The sequence below is a fragment of the Acinetobacter sp. AB03 genome, assembly GCF_058107045.1.
This window is the reverse complement of sequence record NZ_JBUEBA010000002.1, coordinates 2611351-2629341: the sequence shown is the minus strand read 5'-3', so window position 1 is coordinate 2629341 and position 17991 is coordinate 2611351. Positions and strand designations below refer to the sequence as shown.

The window sequence follows — 17991 nt, the reverse complement described above, 5'->3', positions numbered from 1 at the left end:
CTGGCATTTTTCCATACAATAGGCGCACCTCGATCAAGGTGCAAAGAATGAGTACTACATCCACTGATTTTCAAGCAGACGAATTTTTGTTAGATCACTATGTTGGAAAAACTCCACTGGTGCGTTTACAGCGTCTGGCAAGTCACACTCAAGCAACAGTATTGGCAAAGTTAGAAGGCAACAACCCCGCAGGTTCTGTCAAGGACCGTCCCGCGTATAACATGATTATGCAAGCGGAAAAGCGAGGGCAAATTCAGCCAGGCGATACCTTGATTGAAGCGACCAGTGGAAATACCGGCATTGCACTGGCAATGGTTGCTGCGATGCGTGGCTATCAGATGAAACTGATTATGCCCAACAACATGAGCCAAGAACGTAAAGATGCAATGCGCGCTTATGGCGCGGAACTGATTGAAGTGACCAAAGAGCAGGGCATGGAAGGTGCACGTGATTTGGCTTTGCAAATGCAAGAAGAAGGCAGAGGGCACGTACTCAACCAGTTTGGTAATCCTGATAATGTTGAAGCACATTATTTAACGACTGGGCCTGAACTTTGGCAGCAAACAGGTGGAAAAATCACTCACTTTGTGAGTTCAATGGGCACTACAGGTACCATTATGGGGGTCTCTAAATATCTCAAAGAAATGAACCCCGACATTCAAATTATTGGTCTACAGCCATCGGATGGTTCAAGTATCGCAGGGATTCGCCGTTGGCCTGAAGAATATTTACCAACGATTTTTGACCGCAGTCGGATTGATCAAATTATTGATATTCCGCAAATTGAAGCGGAAAAAACCATGCGTAAATTGGCGCAAAAAGAAGGGATTAGCGCAGGAACTTCTTCAGGTGGTGCGGTGTGGGCATCGATTAAAATTGCTGAAGAAAATCCTGGTGCAGTCATTGCGTGCATTATTTGTGACCGCGGTGACCGTTATTTATCGACGGGTCTTTTCTCTGTGGTCGATCCTGAATAAAACAATAAAAGAGAGTCCTGCTATGCGCTTACCTGTGCTCACCTTTGATATTGAAACAATGACTGATTTGAGATCGGGGGCGCATTTATATGGTTTAGATTTGCCTGAGGCTGATTTGGAGGCGGCACTGACCAAGTTGCGTCGCCAAGAATCAGGCATGGATTTTCAGCGTTTGGCTTTGCATGAAATTGTGTGTATTTCAGGCTTGTGGCTGGATGACCAAGGCCAGATGAAACTTTTTTCTTTTAGCCGTGAGCAATATTCGGAAGCAGAAATCCTCAGTAAGTTTTTATCCATATTTGATAAGCGCTTACCAACTTTAGTGAGCTGGAATGGTGCTCAGTTTGACTTACCTGTAATCATGCTTCGTGCTATGTATCATGGTTTAACTGCACCTGCTTTGTTCGATCAGGGCGAAATTGACACACAAAAGCGCTATAATAACTATCAGAACCGTTATCATCAGCGTCACATCGACCTGATGGATGTGATGGCAATGTTTAATGGACGTCATTTCCAAAAGCTAGATGATGTTGCTCATTTATTGGGGTATCCCGGTAAACGAGGCGATGGGGCTTATCATGTACCTGAATATGTTCGGGCGCAGGAATGGCTCAAACTCACCAGTTATTGTGAAGGTGATGTGCTAAATACATGGCTGGTGTATTTGCGTTGGCTCTTACTCAAAGGGCAATTGCTAGCTCAAGACCACCGTCATTTTATTCATCAAACCATCCAGTTTTTACAGGCTCAACCGCAGCATCAAGACTTTTTGTCGGTGTGGCGTGAGACCTCACAGCAGACGGCTTTTACCGCTGCCGATTTTTCTCCTTCCCATCTTTAGGTACACATGAAACATAGAGCCAAACCTCGTCCAACTCAACAGCCCAGTTATATTTTTCAGGTTGAGTCACTTTCGCATGAAGGACGCGGCATAGCGCACTATGGTTCGCATCCAGACCATCCTGCGGACAAGCAGGGTAAAAAAGTCTTTATTAGCTATGCGTTGCCGGGTGAAACGGTTAAAGCGCAGATTACCCATGCGGTAAAGCGTTTAGAGGAAGCCGATGCTGTTCAACTCCTCAGTGAAGCCTCTACTTTTCGTGTTGAGCCGAAGTGCCCGCATTTTAAAAGCTGTGGTGGCTGTAATATGCAGCATATTCATCCCGATGAACAAATTCGCTTAAAGCAAGATGTGCTTAAATCACATTTGCAGCATTTTGCGGGGATTCAACCTGAACAATGGTTGCCGCCTTTGCGCTCTTTACGTGAAGACTACCGTCGTAAAGCACGCATTGGGGTACGTTATTTGCCGCACAAAGACCAATTGGTCGTGGGTTTTCGAGAGCGTCAAACCAATAAATTGACTTCAATTGATCGTTGTTTGGTGTTAGATCAAGCGTTTGGTTCGATCACACGCTTAAAGCAGTTACTCCAAAGTCTAACAGCCAAAGCGGCTATTGGTCATATAGAATTGGCCATGGGGGATTGTGACATCGCCCTCACGGTGCGACATACTGAAAAATTAAACACAGAGGATGTCAACCGATTAAAACAATTTGCGTTAGACAGAGGGTGGCAGTTGTATTTACAAGCTGCAGGCCCAGACAGTCTAAAGCGTATGGATGATGAACATGCAGAGATGCGTTTACATTATCGTTTAAATGATTTTGATGTGGCATTTGGATTTAACCCACACGACTTTACTCAAGTAAACTCAACCATTAACCCGCAAATGGTGAAATTGGCATGTGACTTGCTAGATTTAAAACAAGGAGAACGTGTTCTCGATTTGTTCTGTGGTCTAGGAAATTTCTCTTTGCCTTTGGCTCGATGCGTGGGTGAAACAGGACAAGTGGTTGGTGTTGAAGGCAGTGAAGAAATGGTTCAACGTGGTGCAGAAAATGCGGAACGTAATGCTCTTGGCCAGTTGAAGTTCTTTTCACAAGATTTAACAAAAGATTTCTCGCATCATTCTTGGGCAAATCAAGGATTTGATGCATTATTGATAGATCCTCCACGTGCAGGCGCAGAGGAAATAATGCATTATATGCCTAACTTTGGTGCAAAAAGAATCGTTTACGTGTCGTGTAATCCAGCGACACTCGCAAGGGATGCGGGGCTGTTGGTACAACAGGGTTATCGATTAGTCAAAGCCGGTGTGATGGACATGTTTACTCACACAGGTCACGTTGAGTCGATAGCATTGTTTGAAAAAGATAATGAGATAAACGATTAAAGAATATGAAGCGTAAAAGTGTAGGAGAAGGGTATGGTCACAGTACGTGAGCAACTACCTGGGCGACTCAATGAGTTGTCTCAGGAGGCGACTGTAGAGCATGCCGAACAAGCTCAACATGATTTGGCTGAATGGTTAGATCGTGTTCGAAGCATATTAGATGATGCGAAGCTTGAGCAACTCGAAGAAGTTGCCAATTTGACTTTACAAAAAGAGTTAGAAACCACGGTTAATCATCGTTCCAATACCTTTTATACCGGTATTGAAATGGCGGATATTCTGGCCCATCTACATGTCGATGAAGACACCTTGGCTGCTGCGATGCTCTATCGTGGTGTACGCGAAGGCGTGATTCCATTGGCGGAAGTGCAAGAGCATTTTGGCGAACAAGTGCATGCACTGGTCAAAGGCACTTTGGCCATGGGTAAGTTGTCCGACCTCATTGAGCAGAATAAACGCCTCGAAGATCACTTTAATAACAATCAGCGCGAGCACTTAAACGGCATTTATAAAATGTTGATTTCAGTGACGGAAGACGTGCGCGTTGTACTGATCAAATTGGCTGAGCGAACTTATGCACTGCGTGAATTGGCGACTTCATCTAAAGAACGTCAAGAGCGTGTAGCACGAGAAATCTTAACCATTTACTCACCTCTGGCACACCGTTTAGGGATTGCGCAGTTAAAGTGGGAACTGGAAGATTTAGCCTTTCGCTATTTAGCACCCGATCGCTATAAAGAAATTGCGACGCTGCTGAATGAAAAGCGACTGGAGCGTGAGCAATATATTCAGTTTGTGATTGATACATTGCGTGCATCTTTGAATGAGCATGGCATTGAAGCTGAAATTAGCGGCAGGGTAAAACACATTTATTCGATTTATCGAAAAATGAAAAGTAAGAACCTGAGCTTCGATCAGCTCTATGACATTCGTGCCGTTCGGGTCTTGGTTAAAACGGTTCCTGAGTGCTATCACTCGTTGGGGATCGTGCACCAAATTTGGCGGCATATTCCGCATCAGTTTGATGACTATATTACCAATCCGAAAGCCAATGGTTACCGCTCACTGCATACGGCTGTGATTGCGGAAAATAAGTCACTGGAAGTTCAGATTCGTACCAAGAGCATGCATGAAGAAGCAGAACTTGGGGTGTGTTCGCACTTTAACTATAAAGAGGGTGGTAAGAATACCGATCGCTCTTTTAACCATCGTTTACATTCATTGCGTGCAGTCCTTGAACACTATCAAGAGCGCAATGATGCGAATGTACATAAGTCTGATGAAGACTCTGAAAATTTTGAGCAAATTCAAGATTTTGAGGATTTTGAGAAGATTTATGTGTTTAGCCGTGATGGCGATATTAAAGAGCTACCACGTGGTTCGACCGTACTCGATTTTGCTTATCATGTGCATACTCAAGTCGGTAATAAGTGTTATGCCGCACGGGTGAATCAGCGTTATGTTCCGCTAACTTATACCTTAAAAACGGGTGAGCAAGTTGAGATTTTAACCAAGAAAGACCGTGAGCCAAACCGTGATTGGTTGGTGAACTCTTTAGGTTATATCAAGACGGCACGTGCGCGTGACAAGCTGCGCCATTGGTTCCGCCAACAAGACCGCAGTAAAAACTTGGAAGTGGGTCGTGACCTGCTCAACAAAGAACTTTCACGTTTAGCAATTCACCCAAAAAGTATTGATTTGAATGATTACTGCAATCATTTCAATGTTAAAGCGGGTGAAGACATTCTGATTGCCCTGGTCAATGGTGACATTAGCCTGCATGCCTTGATCAATCAGGTGAACCGCCATATGCATTTGGATCAGGACGAACCTGAACTGGTGCTGAAGCCGACGTTGAATCCACGTGCTAGTCATACCTTGTCAGCGCATGGCATTCTGATTGATGGTTTAGATAACGTTGAGCTGCATGTGGCGCAGTGTTGTCAGCCTGTGCATGGCGAGTCAATTGCGGGTTATATCACCTTGAACCGTGGGGTGAGCATTCACAAAGTGGCGTGTCCTGACTACTTACGCATGATTCAAAATGAACCTGAACGTGCAGTAGAAGCCGATTGGGAAATGCAGCCAACGCGTGGTCAGAGTGTGCAAATCGTGGTGGAAGCTTATGATCGTCGTGGTTTGCTCAAAGATTTGACTCAAGTGATTTTCTCCGATCAAATCAATATTCGTCAGGTCAACACCATCTCTGAAGCAGACGGTATTGCCAATATGAAATTGTTGATTGAAGTGAAAGGTTTATCGCAACTATCAAAACTATTGGCACGATTGGAGCAACAACCAGGCATCATTAGTGCGCGTCGTTTGGTGCAAGGTAACTAAGCGAATTGAAAAGAAAGAGCCTGCAATTGCAGGCTTTTTTTTATTTAGAAAGATATAAATTGGTCAGGCGATTGAGAAATTGGGGACTGATTTTACTCAGTTGAAATAAAAGCTTGGCTTTGGCGCCCACGGCTTGATGCGTTGCAGTGAGTGCCGTATCTTTTGCAACAGCACGTTGAAAAACGTGGTGCGCTACATCTTCTGCAGTTAAGTGTATCCCCATGTTTTGAATACTCTTCGCTTGCATATCCTGCACCATGGCAGTTTGTACAAATAGCGGCATGACATCTAATACGCGAATGCCATATTTCTGCCATTCGGTATCTAAGCCTTCGGTGATACCGCGTACTGCAAACTTACTGGCAGAGTACGAGACCAAATCAGCTTGACCATAGATGGCTGAAGCCGATGAAAGGTTGATGATGCGGGCAAAATTCGCTTGTTTGAGATAGGGCAATGCAGCATGGCAGCCATTCAGTACACCATTAACATTGATCGAGATGGTTTTGTGATGTGCGCTGATCTCTGTGTGTTCAAAAGGCCCTGAGAATAGAATTCCTGCATTATTGACCAAAACATTGAGCTCGCCCGCCCATGGGACAAACTCGGCTAAAGCAGTTTGCCAATCTTGATAGTTGGAAACATCGAGCTGTCCTGCTTTGGCATTTGGGCCGAGGCTAGCTGCCAGCTGTTCGGCTTGAGCGCTATTGATGTCATAAATCCCGACTTTGTAGTGATGTGCATAAAATAAGCGGGCGATGGCTGCACCAATACCTTGGGCTGCACCGCTAATCAAAATACTGCGCATTGAAACTGCTCCTTGTTGCTCTTTTTCTTGATGTTATTGTTGTGATTGGATTGAGCATAACAAATGAATGCCGTCATAATGTAATTTTTATCAATTTGATTTTTGAAGAGAGATAAACATGGAACAATTGCTTAACGTGATGCGTGAATTACGTGAAAAGTGTCCATGGGATCAACAGCAAACTCCAGAAAGGTTAACCCGCTATGCCATTGAAGAGGCTTATGAAGTTGAAGCTGCTGTGCGTTCAGGTAAAGCTGATGAGGTACGCGATGAGTTGGGGGATTTACTGTTACAGGTGGTGTTCCAGTCACAGATGTATGCCGAGCAAGGGGCTTTTAATTTTCAAGATGTGGTTCATGCCATCACAGAAAAACTGATTCGTCGTCATCCCCATGTCTTTCAAGCACAGCAGTTTTCAGCTTTGTCTGCCGAAGATGTAGGCGAGCTTTGGAAGCAAATTAAACAACAGGAAAAGCAGGGTAAGGCACAGTCACGATTAGACAGCATCAAACATGGTCCAGCCTTACAACAAGCGGAACAGATTCAAAAAAATGCAGCACAGATCGGTTTTGACTTTCCTGATGTGGCCGGTGCATATGCCAAGCTTGAAGAAGAGTTAGCTGAACTGAAAGATGCCGTTCAACAGCAAAATTCCGATGAAATAGCAGATGAATTTGGCGATTGTTTATTTTCAATGATCAATGTTGGACGTAAACTGGGCGTCTCAAGCGAAATGTCGCTTTTGAGTACGATTCATAAATTTCGCACTCGTTTTGCTTTCATTGAAGATCAAGCTTTGCAACAACAAAAAAAGATTGAGCAGATGTCCTTAGAAGAAATGGATCAACTGTGGGAGCAAGCCAAATTACAACTGAAATAATAAAAATGGTGGCTTGAATTGATAAAAATAAAAGTAAGTTTGTTGATCATTGCGTTGTTATTACTGAGTCTACTGGCTTGGGTACCCAGTAGTTATGCACAGTCTTTTGATCAGAACTACCTGAACTGGAAAGCAGAGCAGCAGGCGTGGGATGATCGTATTCAAGCGCCAAAGCGCGTGAAACGTGCTGTGTCTCCTGTTCAGGCTCAACCTATGTTGAGCACAAATAAAATTAGTTTAAATCAAGCCAGTGTCGATCAATTACAGCAACTTCAGGGTGTGGGCTTAAAAAAGGCACAGGCAATCGTGGCCTATCGCCAGAAACAAGGGCCATTTAAGACGATAGATGAGCTACAACAGGTGCGCGGGATTGGACCTGCAATTTTTGCAAAAAATAAAACCCGTTTGGGCTTGTGAAAAAAGCGGTGTCATTTATTGGTGAATTGATCAGAATCCTGCTTTGCTTTCGATAATCAAATTGCCCTTTGATTGTGTTAGATATATGATTAGCGTCATCTTAGAATTTTACGTTTAGGCGTAGGAGACAGCGGCTTTTGCAAACTTTGCGCGCGTCAAAATGTGGTTTATCAACCGCTCAATTACCTTCTTACATTTTAGATGTGATCGATGCATTAACTAAGGCAGGCTATGAAGCGTATATCGTCGGTGGCGGTGTCCGCGACATGATGCTTGGCCTAAATCCCAAAGATTTTGATGCAGTGACCAATGCAACACCGTCACAGGTAAAAGAAGTTTTCGGACGACGTTGCCGTATTATCGGGCGCCGTTTTGAGCTGGCTCATGTCTATTCAGGTCGTGAGTTGGTTGAAGTTGCAACTTTCCGTGCACCGCCGAAGAAAGAAGTCACCTCTGCGCAAGGCATGATTTTGCGTGATAACAATTGGGGCACGATTGAGCAAGACTTTGCCCGTCGCGATTTTTCAATTAATGCAATGTACTATCAGCCACGTAAGGGCGTTGTCTTAGATTTCTGTCATGCTGTGGATGACATTAAAAATAAAACCTTACGTCTACTGGGTGATGCACAAACGCGTTTTGAAGAAGATCCTGTGCGAATGCTACGGACTTTGCGTTTTGCTGCAAAATTAGGTTTCTCAATCGATCAGCAAATTCTCGACGTTTTCACCTTGGAAATGACGCAGTTGCTGCGTGATGTTTCGCCGCACCGTTTATATGATGAATCTCAGAAGCTGTTCACGATGGGACATCTAAATCGTGTGTTGCCAATGCTGATTGACTTCGGCATTTGGAAGCAGTTATTTGCAGATATCCAACCGAATATTACCCCATTTATTGAACGTGCCGCTAAGAATACCGATCAGCGTATTCAAGTGGGCAAAACCATCAACCCTGCATTTTTCTATGCGGTATTGTTATGGCAACCGTTCTTAGAACGTTGTGAGTTTTATAGCAGTAAGGGTATGGTTGCAGCTGAAGCGCGTGCACAAGCAGGACTGGATGTATTAAAACGCCAAGCCACGCGGACTATTATTCCGCGCTTTGCCGAAACCTTCATTCGTGAAGTGTGGGAAATGCAAACTCGCTTACTCAATCCGAAAGCACAGCAAATTCAAGCCTTATCTAGCCATGCACGTTTCCGTGCAGGCTTTGACTTCTTGTTACTTCGCGAAAAATCCGGTGATGAGGGTACGCTCGGCATGGGACAATGGTGGGACGCGTATCAGTTAATGAGCACCGATGAAAAAGAACGTGCCATCAGTCAATATAATCGCCAACGTGCAAAATCACGTCGCAGTGGTAAAGCAAGTGCTGAAGAAGCGGCGATTGCCAAAACGGTAAGTCATGAAATTGAGCCTTTGGTGCAAGAGCAAGAATCACGCAGTCGCCGTGCACGTAAACCGAAGCAACATGCTGAAGCTCGTACCCAGACTGGTAAGGGAACAGGTCACAGCTCAACCGAGATTGGTGCAGATCACCCGATTTTAAAACGTAAGCGTGTTCAGCGTGATTTAAGCAGCGTGATTTTTGGACCGATACAATGAGCATCGTCACGTACATTGGTCTAGGTAGCAACTTAGGCGACTCTAAAGTGATTTTGACTGAAGCGGTGCACAAGTTGGCCAGTCTAGGAGATGTAAAAACCTCCAAGCTGTATCAAAGCCCACCGATGGGGCCGCAAGACCAACCCAATTATTTAAATGCCGTGGTGCAACTCAGCACAAACTTGGCGCCGTTGGCCTTGCTGGATGAATTGCAACGTTTTGAACAAGAGTCGGGACGTGTACGTTTACGCCATTGGGGTGAACGTACTTTAGATTTAGATTTACTGATCTATGCAGAAGAGAAAATTCAGCATGAACGCTTAACCGTGCCACATGTTGGTGTGATGGAACGTGATTTTGTGTTGATTCCACTACTGGATTTAGACCCAGAATTACACATTGATGGTATTGCGTTGAAACTGTTGCCTGTTGTACAACAACCCACGTTGAGCGTGCTGGATGCAGGCAATTGGGCAGAGATTTAATTTAGCCGAGCTAAAGATGTTGAAAGGAATAGTTTGATGATTAGTTTAAATGACTTAAGAAAATTTAAAGCAGAAGGTCGCAAATTTTCCTGCCTGACTTGCTATGATGCAAGTATGGCAAAGGCAATGGAACTTGCTGAAATTGATACCATTTTAATTGGTGATTCACTAGGTATGGCGATTCAAGGTCGTGATTCCACTTTGCCTGTTACGGTTGAAGATATGGCTTACCATACCGCAGCTGTACGCCGTGGTAACCAGCATGCCTTGATCATGACCGATTTACCGTTTATGAGCTATGCCACCTTAAATGATGCTTTGCAAAGCTCAAAAGTAGTGATGCAAGCGGGCGCGCAAATGGTCAAAGTCGAAGGTGGAGCATGGCTGGCTGAAACGGTTCAGGTTTTGACACGCAACGGTATTCCTGTATGTGTACACTTAGGTTTAACCCCACAGTCTGTACATGTGTTTGGTGGCTATAAATTACAAGCACGCACACGTGAAGCGGCAGACCAACTGATTGCGGACTGCCAAGCGGTGGTTGATGCGGGTGCTGCGGTGCTGTTATTAGAGTGTGTGCCTGCGCAGCTCGGTAAAGAAATTAGTGAGTTGTTCCCACATGTACCTGTCATTGGCATTGGCGCAGGTGTGGATACCGATGGTCAAGTTTTGGTAGTACAAGACATGCTTGGACTGACTTTTGGTCGTGTTGCAAAATTTGTGCGTAACTTTATGAAAGAACAAGCAGGGGAAACAGCGATTTTGGATGCGTTCAAGGCATACCATGCAGCGGTGCTTGATAGCTCATTCCCTGCGAAAGAACAAACATTCCAAGTCGAGCTGTAAAACATGAAAACTGAAACCACGATCCAAGGCCTATCAGCATCATTGAACCCTGCGCGAACGGCTCGAAAAAGTATTGGTTTCGTCCCGACCATGGGGAACTTGCATCAGGGACATTTGAACCTTGTACGCGAAGCGAAAAAACTCTGTGATGTGGTTGTAGTTAGCATTTTTGTGAATCCTATTCAATTTGGACCCAATGAAGATTTTGACAGTTACCCACGCACCTTGGAGCAAGATCAGCGCTTGTTGGCCGAGGTTGGTTGTGACATCGTGTTTGCACCATCGGTTGAGCAAATGTATGGCAACAGTCCACGTTTGACCAATATTACTGTTTCAGATATCACCAATGATTTGTGTGGTCTACAACGCCCAGGTCATTTTGATGGTGTCGCCGTTGTGGTGACGAAACTGTTCAATATTGTGCAACCTAATTTTGCTTTCTTTGGTGAAAAAGACTATCAACAGTTGGTTGTGATTCGTCAGTTTGTTCGTGATTTGAATATGCCGCTTGAAGTGATGGGTGTGGCAATTGCACGTGCTGAAGATGGTTTGGCTTTAAGTTCCCGTAATGGTTATTTAAGCGAAGAAAACCGTCAAAAGGCACCGACCATTTATCAAAGCTTAAAAGCGGCAGAACAGTCGCTACAAGCCGGTACAGCTTTAGCGGATGTGTTAGCAAATATAAAGGCGACATTGACACAGGCTGGTTTTGTTGTGGATTATGTGGAAGCTCGCACACCTGCATTGCAAAAAATGGATGCGTTTGACCAAGATGTGGTGCTTTTTGTTGCGGCAAAACTCGGGGCAACTCGTTTAATTGATAACTTAAAAGTGAAATCTATTTAGTCAAGCTCACCTCTCAAAGGATTAAGATGAAGCGCATTTTAATTGTTACAGGACAGTCTGGTTCGGGTAAATCCTCTGCATTACAGGTGTTGGAAGACCTCGGTTATTACTGTATTGATAATTTGCCTTTGGCTTTACTCCCAGAGATTGTTGCCAAGCTGGATCGGGGAAATAATCTTGAGCAGTTGGCGCTTGGTGTGGATGTACGCAGTACACGTGCAGATTTGCAAGAGTTCGACTTAGTGTTTGAACAATTACAAAGGCATGGTACGGTCGATATTATTTATTTGACCACGCGTGACCAAGAGCTGATTGCGCGCTTTAGTGCCTCACGTCGTCCGCATCCGTTGGCGACACGCTTTCAAAGTTTGAATCAGTGCATTCAAGAAGAGAAAACCCTTTTATTGCCGATTAATTTGCGCTCAACTGTGCATATTGATACCACCGATAAAAGTGTGCACGATTTAAAGCATACCTTGCTGTCAAAGTTGGGGCAGTCGGATAACCTGATTTTGATTTTGCAGTCTTTTGGCTTTAAACACGGTATTCCGTTGGATGCTGACTATGTGTTTGATGTTCGACATTTACCTAATCCCCATTGGGATTTAGAACTGCGGAAGTATTCAGGACTGGATGCCCCTGTGCAAAAATTTTTGGAACAAAGTGAGCAAACCCACGAAATGTTCCAAGATATTTATAAGTTTTTAGATAAATGGTTACCAGCTTTTGCTGAAGGGCATCGTCACTATATGACCGTGTCAATTGGTTGTACGGGTGGGCAGCATCGCTCTGTATATATTGTGGATAGACTAAAAAAAGCCCTTGAGGCAAAATGGTCTATTCAGGTCCTCCATCGAGAAATGAAGCACTGGGCATGATTGACACAACTGTTGACGTAATTAATAAACTAGGGTTACATGCGCGTGCATCTGGCAAGCTCATTGAAGTGACCACCAAATTCCGTTCTTCAATCCAAATTGGAAAAGGAGATAAATTGGTGGATGCCAAAAATATTATGTCCCTCCTGATGCTAGGCGCAGGAAAGGGCACCACTTTACGCTTAGTGCTTGAAGGCGCAGATGAAGAACAAGCTTTATCTGAGATTCAGGCACTATTTGCAGCAAAATTTTACGAGGCAGATTAATCGTGGCACGTCGACCGCATAGTTTTACTGAAGAAGACTTTGAATCTTTAGAAGGACGTGCAAGTAAAACTGAACAGAAAAAAGCCGTACAACGTATGGCATCTTTGGGTTCTCAACTTGCAGAGTTGAACACTAAACAAATTCAAAACTTACCTGTTGAAGAGCGTTTGATTGAAGCCCTTTTGGATGTGAAACTAATTACATCAAATGAAGCTCGTCGTCGCCAATTTTTACGTATTGGTAAGTTGTTGCGTAATGAAGATGAAACGGTGATTTTGTCTTATTTGACACCGCAACAAGGCGCGAAAAAAACCGCTCAATTGCAGCGTTGGGTTGATCGTATGATCAAAGATGGTGATGTGGTCATTAATGAGTTTTCCAAAACTTATAATGCCGCGGAACGTCATACCATTCGTCAGCATGTATTGCGTATTCACCGTGATATGAAACAGCAGGCTGATGAAGAACAACTTAAAGCTTCGCGTTTAAAATTGTTTAACTACATTCAGCAAGTGGCTTTAATTTCAGATAATTAAGTCATTTAGATGTAAAAAAGCGACCTTAAAGGTCGCTTTTTTTATGTGAGAATATTTGCTTGAATAGACTGCTGAATGCTTAGCTAAACTCGCCAGTTGCACGCTCTTTGGCCCAATCGCGTAGAACAAATTTTTGTAACTTGCCAGTCGACGTTTTTGGAATTTCTGTAATCACCACATCTTTCGGTACTTTAAAACGTGCCAGATGTTGCTTACAGAATTCAATGATTTCCTCAGGTGTGGTTTCTTTACCTGCTTTGAGTTCAATAAATGCACAGGGCACTTCTTGCCAACGAGGATCGGGTTTCGCGACCACCGCAGCCGTTAAAATAGCAGGATGTTGATAGAGAATTTCTTCAACTTCTAATGATGAAATATTCTCACCTCCAGAAATAATGACATCTTTAGAGCGGTCAGTAATTTTGGCATAGCCATCGGGTTGGCAGACTGCAAGATCGCCTGTATGAAACCAACCACCTGCAAAGGCTTCTGCGGTGGCTTCAGGGTTTTTGAGGTAGCCTTTCATCACAATGTTGCCACGGAACATAATTTCGCCCATGGTTTGACCATCATGTGGGACAGGTTGCATGGTATCTGGATCAAGGACTTTCATGCCATCTTGCAGTGGGTATGGTACACCTTGGCGTGAGTGCAGCTGCGCTTGTTCTTGAATCGATAAGTCAGACCAACCCGCTTGAGATGCACAAAGCGCAGAAGGACCATAGGTTTCAGTGAGACCGTAGACATGGGTGACATTGATGCCAATATGACGCATGCCCTCAATAATTGCAGCAGGAGGTGCAGCACCTGCCACCATCACTTCAACGCGATGCTCAAAGTGAATCCGTTGCTCTTCAGGGGTATTGATCAGCATTGATAACACAATTGGCGCACCGCAGAAATAATCGACTTTGTGTTCAGCGATGAGTTTAAAAGTGAGTTCAGGGTCAATTTTACGTAAACAGATGTTGGTGCCGCCATTGGCTGCCATGGTCCATGCAAAGCACCAACCGTTGCAGTGAAACAGGGGGAGGGTCCACAAGTAGGTCGCACGAGGTGTCATGCCACAAGCAATGATATTACTGGCTGCATTGATATAAGCCCCGCGGTGATGATAGACCACTCCTTTGGGGTTACCTGTCGTTCCCGAGGTGTAATTTAGGCTAATGGCATCCCATTCATCTTGAGGTAGATGCCATTCAAAGTTTTCATCGCCTTCGGTTAACCAGTCTTCATACTCGATTTGACCAATCGGAGCTGCAAAACAGTTTTCGTACTCAGCATCATCAACATCAATCACAAAAATGTCGCGCTTGACCAAAGCCAAAGCCTCTTGTGCAACCGATGCAAACTCAGGATCGACCAAAAGGACTTTGGTTTCGGCATGTTCCAACATGAAGGCAATCGTTTTTGCATCTAAACGTGTATTCAGCGTATTTAGTACCGCACCTGTCATGGGTACTGCAAAATGTGCTTCGATCATTGCAGGGATGTTGGGCAGCAAAACAGAGACAGTATCGTTTTTTGTGATTCCCAGTTTTTGTAATTGTGAGGCAAATTGGCAGCAGCGAAGGTAAGTTTCACGCCATGAAATATGGCGGTGCCCATGAATGATGGCATCTTGATGAGGGTAAATATAAGCAGCTCGTTCTAAATAACGCAGCGGTGACAAAGCCACAAAGTTTGCGGGGGTTCTTGGTAACTCATCATAAGCACTCACCATGTTGATCACTCCAAATTCAGTATTATTTTTCCATTGATTAAAAGATATGCATTTTTCAGCCATCTTGCATTTATGCTTTAGTCGAGTTGCTCTTTTTAGATGAATTTATTGAATTTTTTTTGTTTAGTTTATCTAAACTGAATCTATGGATTCTGTGCGATATAAACCCTTTTAGTTAGATTTTAGCCTGCTTTTTAAGCAAAATGTGTATGCTTGTGTTGCTGTATTGTTCAATAAAAAGTGACCGATAGAGTCATTATAAAATGTAGCGATAAGGATTGCGGCACATCAATTCCCTCATTTTAGTGATGCTGTGGGACTGGCAAATAAATTCAAAATGCGCTGAAACGTGAATTTTATAGGGGAAAAGGTTTAATCCTGTGGATAACACGTGTAAAATTCGACTGATTTTATTTATCCACCGTTTTTATCTTTTGAGGTTTTACCTCGATCATAATCTCGCGGTGATATGCTCCATGGTACGGGGCATCACTCCTTAAGGATTTTTTATGCCAATTATCACTTTGCCAAATGGCGATCAAAAACAATTTGATCAAGCTGTATCTGTGATGGACGTTGCACTGAGCATCGGTCCGGGTCTTGCGAAAAATACAGTTGCAGGAAAAGTCGATGGTCGTTTAGTTGATGCATCTGACTTGATTACCACGGATGCCAGCCTTCAAATTATTACGCCTAAAGACGAAGAAGGTGTCGAAATCATTCGTCACTCTTGCGCTCACTTGGTGGGACATGCGGTTAAGCAATTGTTCCCTGAAGCGAAAATGGTGATTGGTCCTGTCATTGAAGATGGCTTCTATTACGATATTTTTAGCGCAAAGCCATTTACGCCAGAAGACATGCTAGCCATTGAAGAGCGCATGAAAAAGCTCATCGATCAAGACTATGATGTCATCAAAAAAATGACACCACGTGATGAGGTGATTGCAGAATTCACAGCGCGTGGTGAAGATTATAAATTACGCTTGATTGCAGACATGCCTGAAGAAACAGAAATGGGCTTGTACTACCATCAAGATTATTTGGATATGTGCCGTGGTCCACACGTGCCAAATACTAAATTTTTAAAAGCATTCAAACTGACTAAAATGTCAGGCGCTTATTGGCGCGGGGATGCGAAGAATGAACAGTTACAACGTATTTATGGTACAGCGTGGGCAGACAAAAAACAGCTTGCAGCTTATATCAAACGTATTGAAGAAGCTGAAAAGCGTGACCACCGTAAAATTGGTAAAGCTTTAGACCTGTTCCATATGCAAGAAGAAGCACCAGGTATGGTGTTCTGGCATCCAAACGGTTGGACCATTTATCAAGTACTTGAACAATACATGCGCAAAGTACAACAAGATAATGGTTACCTCGAAATTCGTACCCCGCAAGTGGTTGATTTCACGCTTTGGGAAAAATCAGGCCATGCTGCAAACTATGCGGATGGTATGTTCACGACGCATTCAGAAAGTCGTAACTATGCAATTAAACCGATGAACTGTCCTTGTCACGTACAAGTGTTCAACCAAGGTTTAAAATCATACCGTGATTTGCCAATTCGTTTGGCTGAGTTCGGTTCTTGTCACCGTAACGAACCATCGGGTTCACTGCACGGCATTATGCGTGTTCGTGGTTTTACGCAAGATGATGCACACATTTTCTGTACCAAAGAGCAAATTGGTCAAGAAGTGGCTGACTTCATTCAACTGACTTTAGATGTGTATAAAGACTTCGGTTTCGAAGACGTGCAAATGAAGTTGTCTACACGTCCAGAAAAACGTGTGGGTGATGATGCACTTTGGGATATGGCTGAAAAATCTTTAGCAGATGCTTTAGATGCTGCTGGTTTGGAGTGGGAACTTCAACCAGGTGAAGGCGCATTCTATGGTCCGAAAATTGAATTCTCACTGAAAGACTGCTTAGGCCGTGTATGGCAATGTGGTACAATCCAATGTGACTTCAATTTGCCAGAACGTTTAGATGCGTCATATGTCACTGAAGACAATGATCGTGATCAACCTGTAATGTTGCACCGTGCAATACTTGGCAGTTTTGAACGTTTTATTGGTATACTAATCGAACACTATGCGGGCTTTATGCCACCTTGGTTAACACCAATCCAAGCATGTGTGATGAACATTACCGATTCACAAGCGGAAGCATGTGAGTCAGTCGTCGCTAAACTTAAAGAAAACGGTCTCCGTGCGATTTCAGACTTGAGAAATGAGAAAATCGGCTTTAAGATTCGTGAACGTACATTAGAGCGTATTCCTTACTTACTGGTACTTGGGGACCGTGAGGTAGAGGAAGGTACAGTGAACGTGCGTACCCGCTCTGGAACAAATTTGGGTACTATGTCAATCGACGCTTTCGTTGACCTAGTAAAAGCAGCCGTTGCCGAACGCGGCCGGTACATTGTGGAGTAACAGCGATTAAACAGCCTGACCGTAATCAACAGGGCGGTAACAAATCAAACCGTCCTGCTTTGAATGATGAAATTCGTGCGAAAGAAGTCCGTCTTGTAGACGAAAATGGTGAGCAAAAAGGTATTGTTAGCTTGGCAGAAGCATTACGCGCTGCTGAAAGTGTTGAGCTTGATCTTGTTGAGATCGTAGCAAACGCTGAACCGCCTGTTTGTAAAATCATGGACTTCAACAAGCATTTGTTTGATCTAAAGCAAAAGCAGAAAGAAGCGAAGAAAAAACAGCATCAAGTACAGGTGAAAGAAATCAAACTCCGCCCGGGTACTGATGTTGGTGATTACAACGTAAAACTACGTGCAATCACTAAGTTCCTTGAAGAAGGCAACAAAGTAAAAATTACTCTTCGTTTCCGTGGTCGTGAAATGGCGCACCAACAGCTTGGTTTGGCTCAACTTCAAAAAGTTGAAGCAGATGTGGCTGACTTGGGCGTAGTTGAACAAGCACCGAAAATGGAAGGTCGTCAAATGGGTATGTTGCTTGGTCCTAAAAAGAAAAAGTAATGATCCATTGATCTTAAAAAAAGCACTGCCTATGCAGTGCTTTTTTTATTTTGTTGATTGTCCCGTCCTGAAATAAGTTTACACCTTTAAGAGGCTTATTTTATGGAACATGAACGAGAACAAAGAGTTAAACGTACACAAGGTGATTATAGCT

17 protein-coding genes are annotated in these 17991 nt (G+C 43.8%); 15 read left to right on the top strand and 2 right to left on the bottom strand.

The window, feature by feature from the left end:
* The first annotated feature begins 47 nt into the window (after positions 1-47).
* The 4 genes from cysM to ACY3FQ_RS13335 are packed head-to-tail and all read left to right on the top strand — an operon-like array spanning position 48 to position 5556.
* Positions 48-977 (top strand): cysteine synthase CysM, encoded by a 930-nt coding sequence (gene cysM / locus ACY3FQ_RS13350; protein WP_279691832.1) that lies wholly within the window; start codon positions 48-50, stop codon positions 975-977.
* A 22-nt stretch (positions 978-999) separates the two neighbouring features.
* Complete coding sequence (locus ACY3FQ_RS13345; protein WP_058868955.1) at positions 1000-1821, top strand: 3'-5' exonuclease; 822 nt, start codon at positions 1000-1002, stop codon at positions 1819-1821.
* A gap of 6 nt (positions 1822-1827) precedes the next feature.
* Positions 1828-3216, top strand: a complete 1389-nt coding sequence (gene rlmD, locus ACY3FQ_RS13340; RefSeq protein WP_005400761.1) for a 23S rRNA (uracil(1939)-C(5))-methyltransferase RlmD — start codon at positions 1828-1830, stop codon at positions 3214-3216.
* A gap of 33 nt (positions 3217-3249) precedes the next feature.
* Positions 3250-5556 (top strand): RelA/SpoT family protein, encoded by a 2307-nt coding sequence (locus tag ACY3FQ_RS13335; protein WP_004979149.1) that lies wholly within the window; start codon positions 3250-3252, stop codon positions 5554-5556.
* Between the two features lie 40 nt (positions 5557-5596).
* Here the strand turns inward: ACY3FQ_RS13335 and ACY3FQ_RS13330 are convergent, their stop codons facing one another.
* A complete protein-coding gene (locus ACY3FQ_RS13330; RefSeq protein ID WP_005400760.1) occupies positions 5597-6364 on the bottom strand; it encodes an SDR family oxidoreductase in 768 nt (255 codons plus the stop codon).
* Positions 6365-6482: 118 nt separating this feature from the next.
* On the opposite strand from ACY3FQ_RS13330, the gene mazG reads away from it, so the two are divergent.
* The 9 genes from mazG to yjgA all read left to right on the top strand — a co-directional run bounded on the left by mazG (position 6483) and on the right by yjgA (position 13125).
* Complete coding sequence (mazG, locus tag ACY3FQ_RS13325; RefSeq protein WP_005400759.1) at positions 6483-7244, top strand: nucleoside triphosphate pyrophosphohydrolase; 762 nt, start codon at positions 6483-6485, stop codon at positions 7242-7244.
* A gap of 18 nt (positions 7245-7262) precedes the next feature.
* Positions 7263-7661: a ComEA family DNA-binding protein gene (locus ACY3FQ_RS13320; protein ID WP_005400758.1), complete on the top strand. Its 399-nt coding sequence runs from the start codon at positions 7263-7265 to the stop codon at positions 7659-7661.
* 137 nt (positions 7662-7798) lie between these two features.
* Positions 7799-9268 carry a polynucleotide adenylyltransferase PcnB gene (pcnB, locus tag ACY3FQ_RS13315; protein ID WP_279691839.1) on the top strand — a complete coding sequence of 490 codons (1470 nt, stop codon included), beginning with the start codon at positions 7799-7801 and terminating at the stop codon, positions 9266-9268.
* Positions 9265-9753, top strand: coding sequence for a 2-amino-4-hydroxy-6-hydroxymethyldihydropteridine diphosphokinase (gene folK, locus ACY3FQ_RS13310; RefSeq protein ID WP_279691841.1), 489 nt, complete (start codon positions 9265-9267; stop codon positions 9751-9753). Before pcnB ends, folK begins: the two co-directional genes overlap by 4 nt.
* A gap of 36 nt (positions 9754-9789) precedes the next feature.
* Complete coding sequence (gene panB, locus ACY3FQ_RS13305; protein ID WP_004692301.1) at positions 9790-10599, top strand: 3-methyl-2-oxobutanoate hydroxymethyltransferase; 810 nt, start codon at positions 9790-9792, stop codon at positions 10597-10599.
* Between the two features lie 3 nt (positions 10600-10602).
* Complete coding sequence (gene panC / locus ACY3FQ_RS13300) at positions 10603-11445, top strand: pantoate--beta-alanine ligase (RefSeq protein WP_005400755.1); 843 nt, start codon at positions 10603-10605, stop codon at positions 11443-11445.
* A gap of 26 nt (positions 11446-11471) precedes the next feature.
* Positions 11472-12323 (top strand): RNase adapter RapZ, encoded by an 852-nt coding sequence (gene rapZ, locus ACY3FQ_RS13295; protein WP_005400754.1) that lies wholly within the window; start codon positions 11472-11474, stop codon positions 12321-12323.
* Positions 12320-12589: an HPr family phosphocarrier protein gene (locus ACY3FQ_RS13290; protein ID WP_010325935.1), complete on the top strand. Its 270-nt coding sequence runs from the start codon at positions 12320-12322 to the stop codon at positions 12587-12589. The genes rapZ and ACY3FQ_RS13290 overlap by 4 nt, the downstream gene beginning before the upstream one ends.
* Positions 12590-12591: 2 nt before the next feature.
* Entirely contained in the window at positions 12592-13125 is a 534-nt protein-coding gene (gene yjgA, locus ACY3FQ_RS13285; RefSeq protein WP_005400753.1) for a ribosome biogenesis factor YjgA, read from the top strand.
* A gap of 79 nt (positions 13126-13204) precedes the next feature.
* Here the strand turns inward: yjgA and ACY3FQ_RS13280 are convergent, their stop codons facing one another.
* Positions 13205-14848, bottom strand: a complete 1644-nt coding sequence (locus tag ACY3FQ_RS13280) for an acyl-CoA synthetase (RefSeq protein WP_005400752.1) — start codon at positions 14846-14848, stop codon at positions 13205-13207.
* A gap of 509 nt (positions 14849-15357) precedes the next feature.
* On the opposite strand from ACY3FQ_RS13280, the gene thrS reads away from it, so the two are divergent.
* Together thrS and infC are read left to right on the top strand one after the other, a co-directional pair.
* On the top strand, positions 15358-17280 hold the full coding sequence (thrS, locus tag ACY3FQ_RS13275) for a threonine--tRNA ligase (protein WP_005400751.1): 1923 nt from the start codon (positions 15358-15360) through the stop codon (positions 17278-17280).
* A 5-nt stretch (positions 17281-17285) separates the two neighbouring features.
* On the top strand, positions 17286-17837 hold the full coding sequence (gene infC, locus ACY3FQ_RS13270) for a translation initiation factor IF-3 (RefSeq protein WP_078425166.1): 552 nt from the start codon (positions 17286-17288) through the stop codon (positions 17835-17837).
* The last annotated feature ends 154 nt before the right edge of the window (positions 17838-17991 follow it).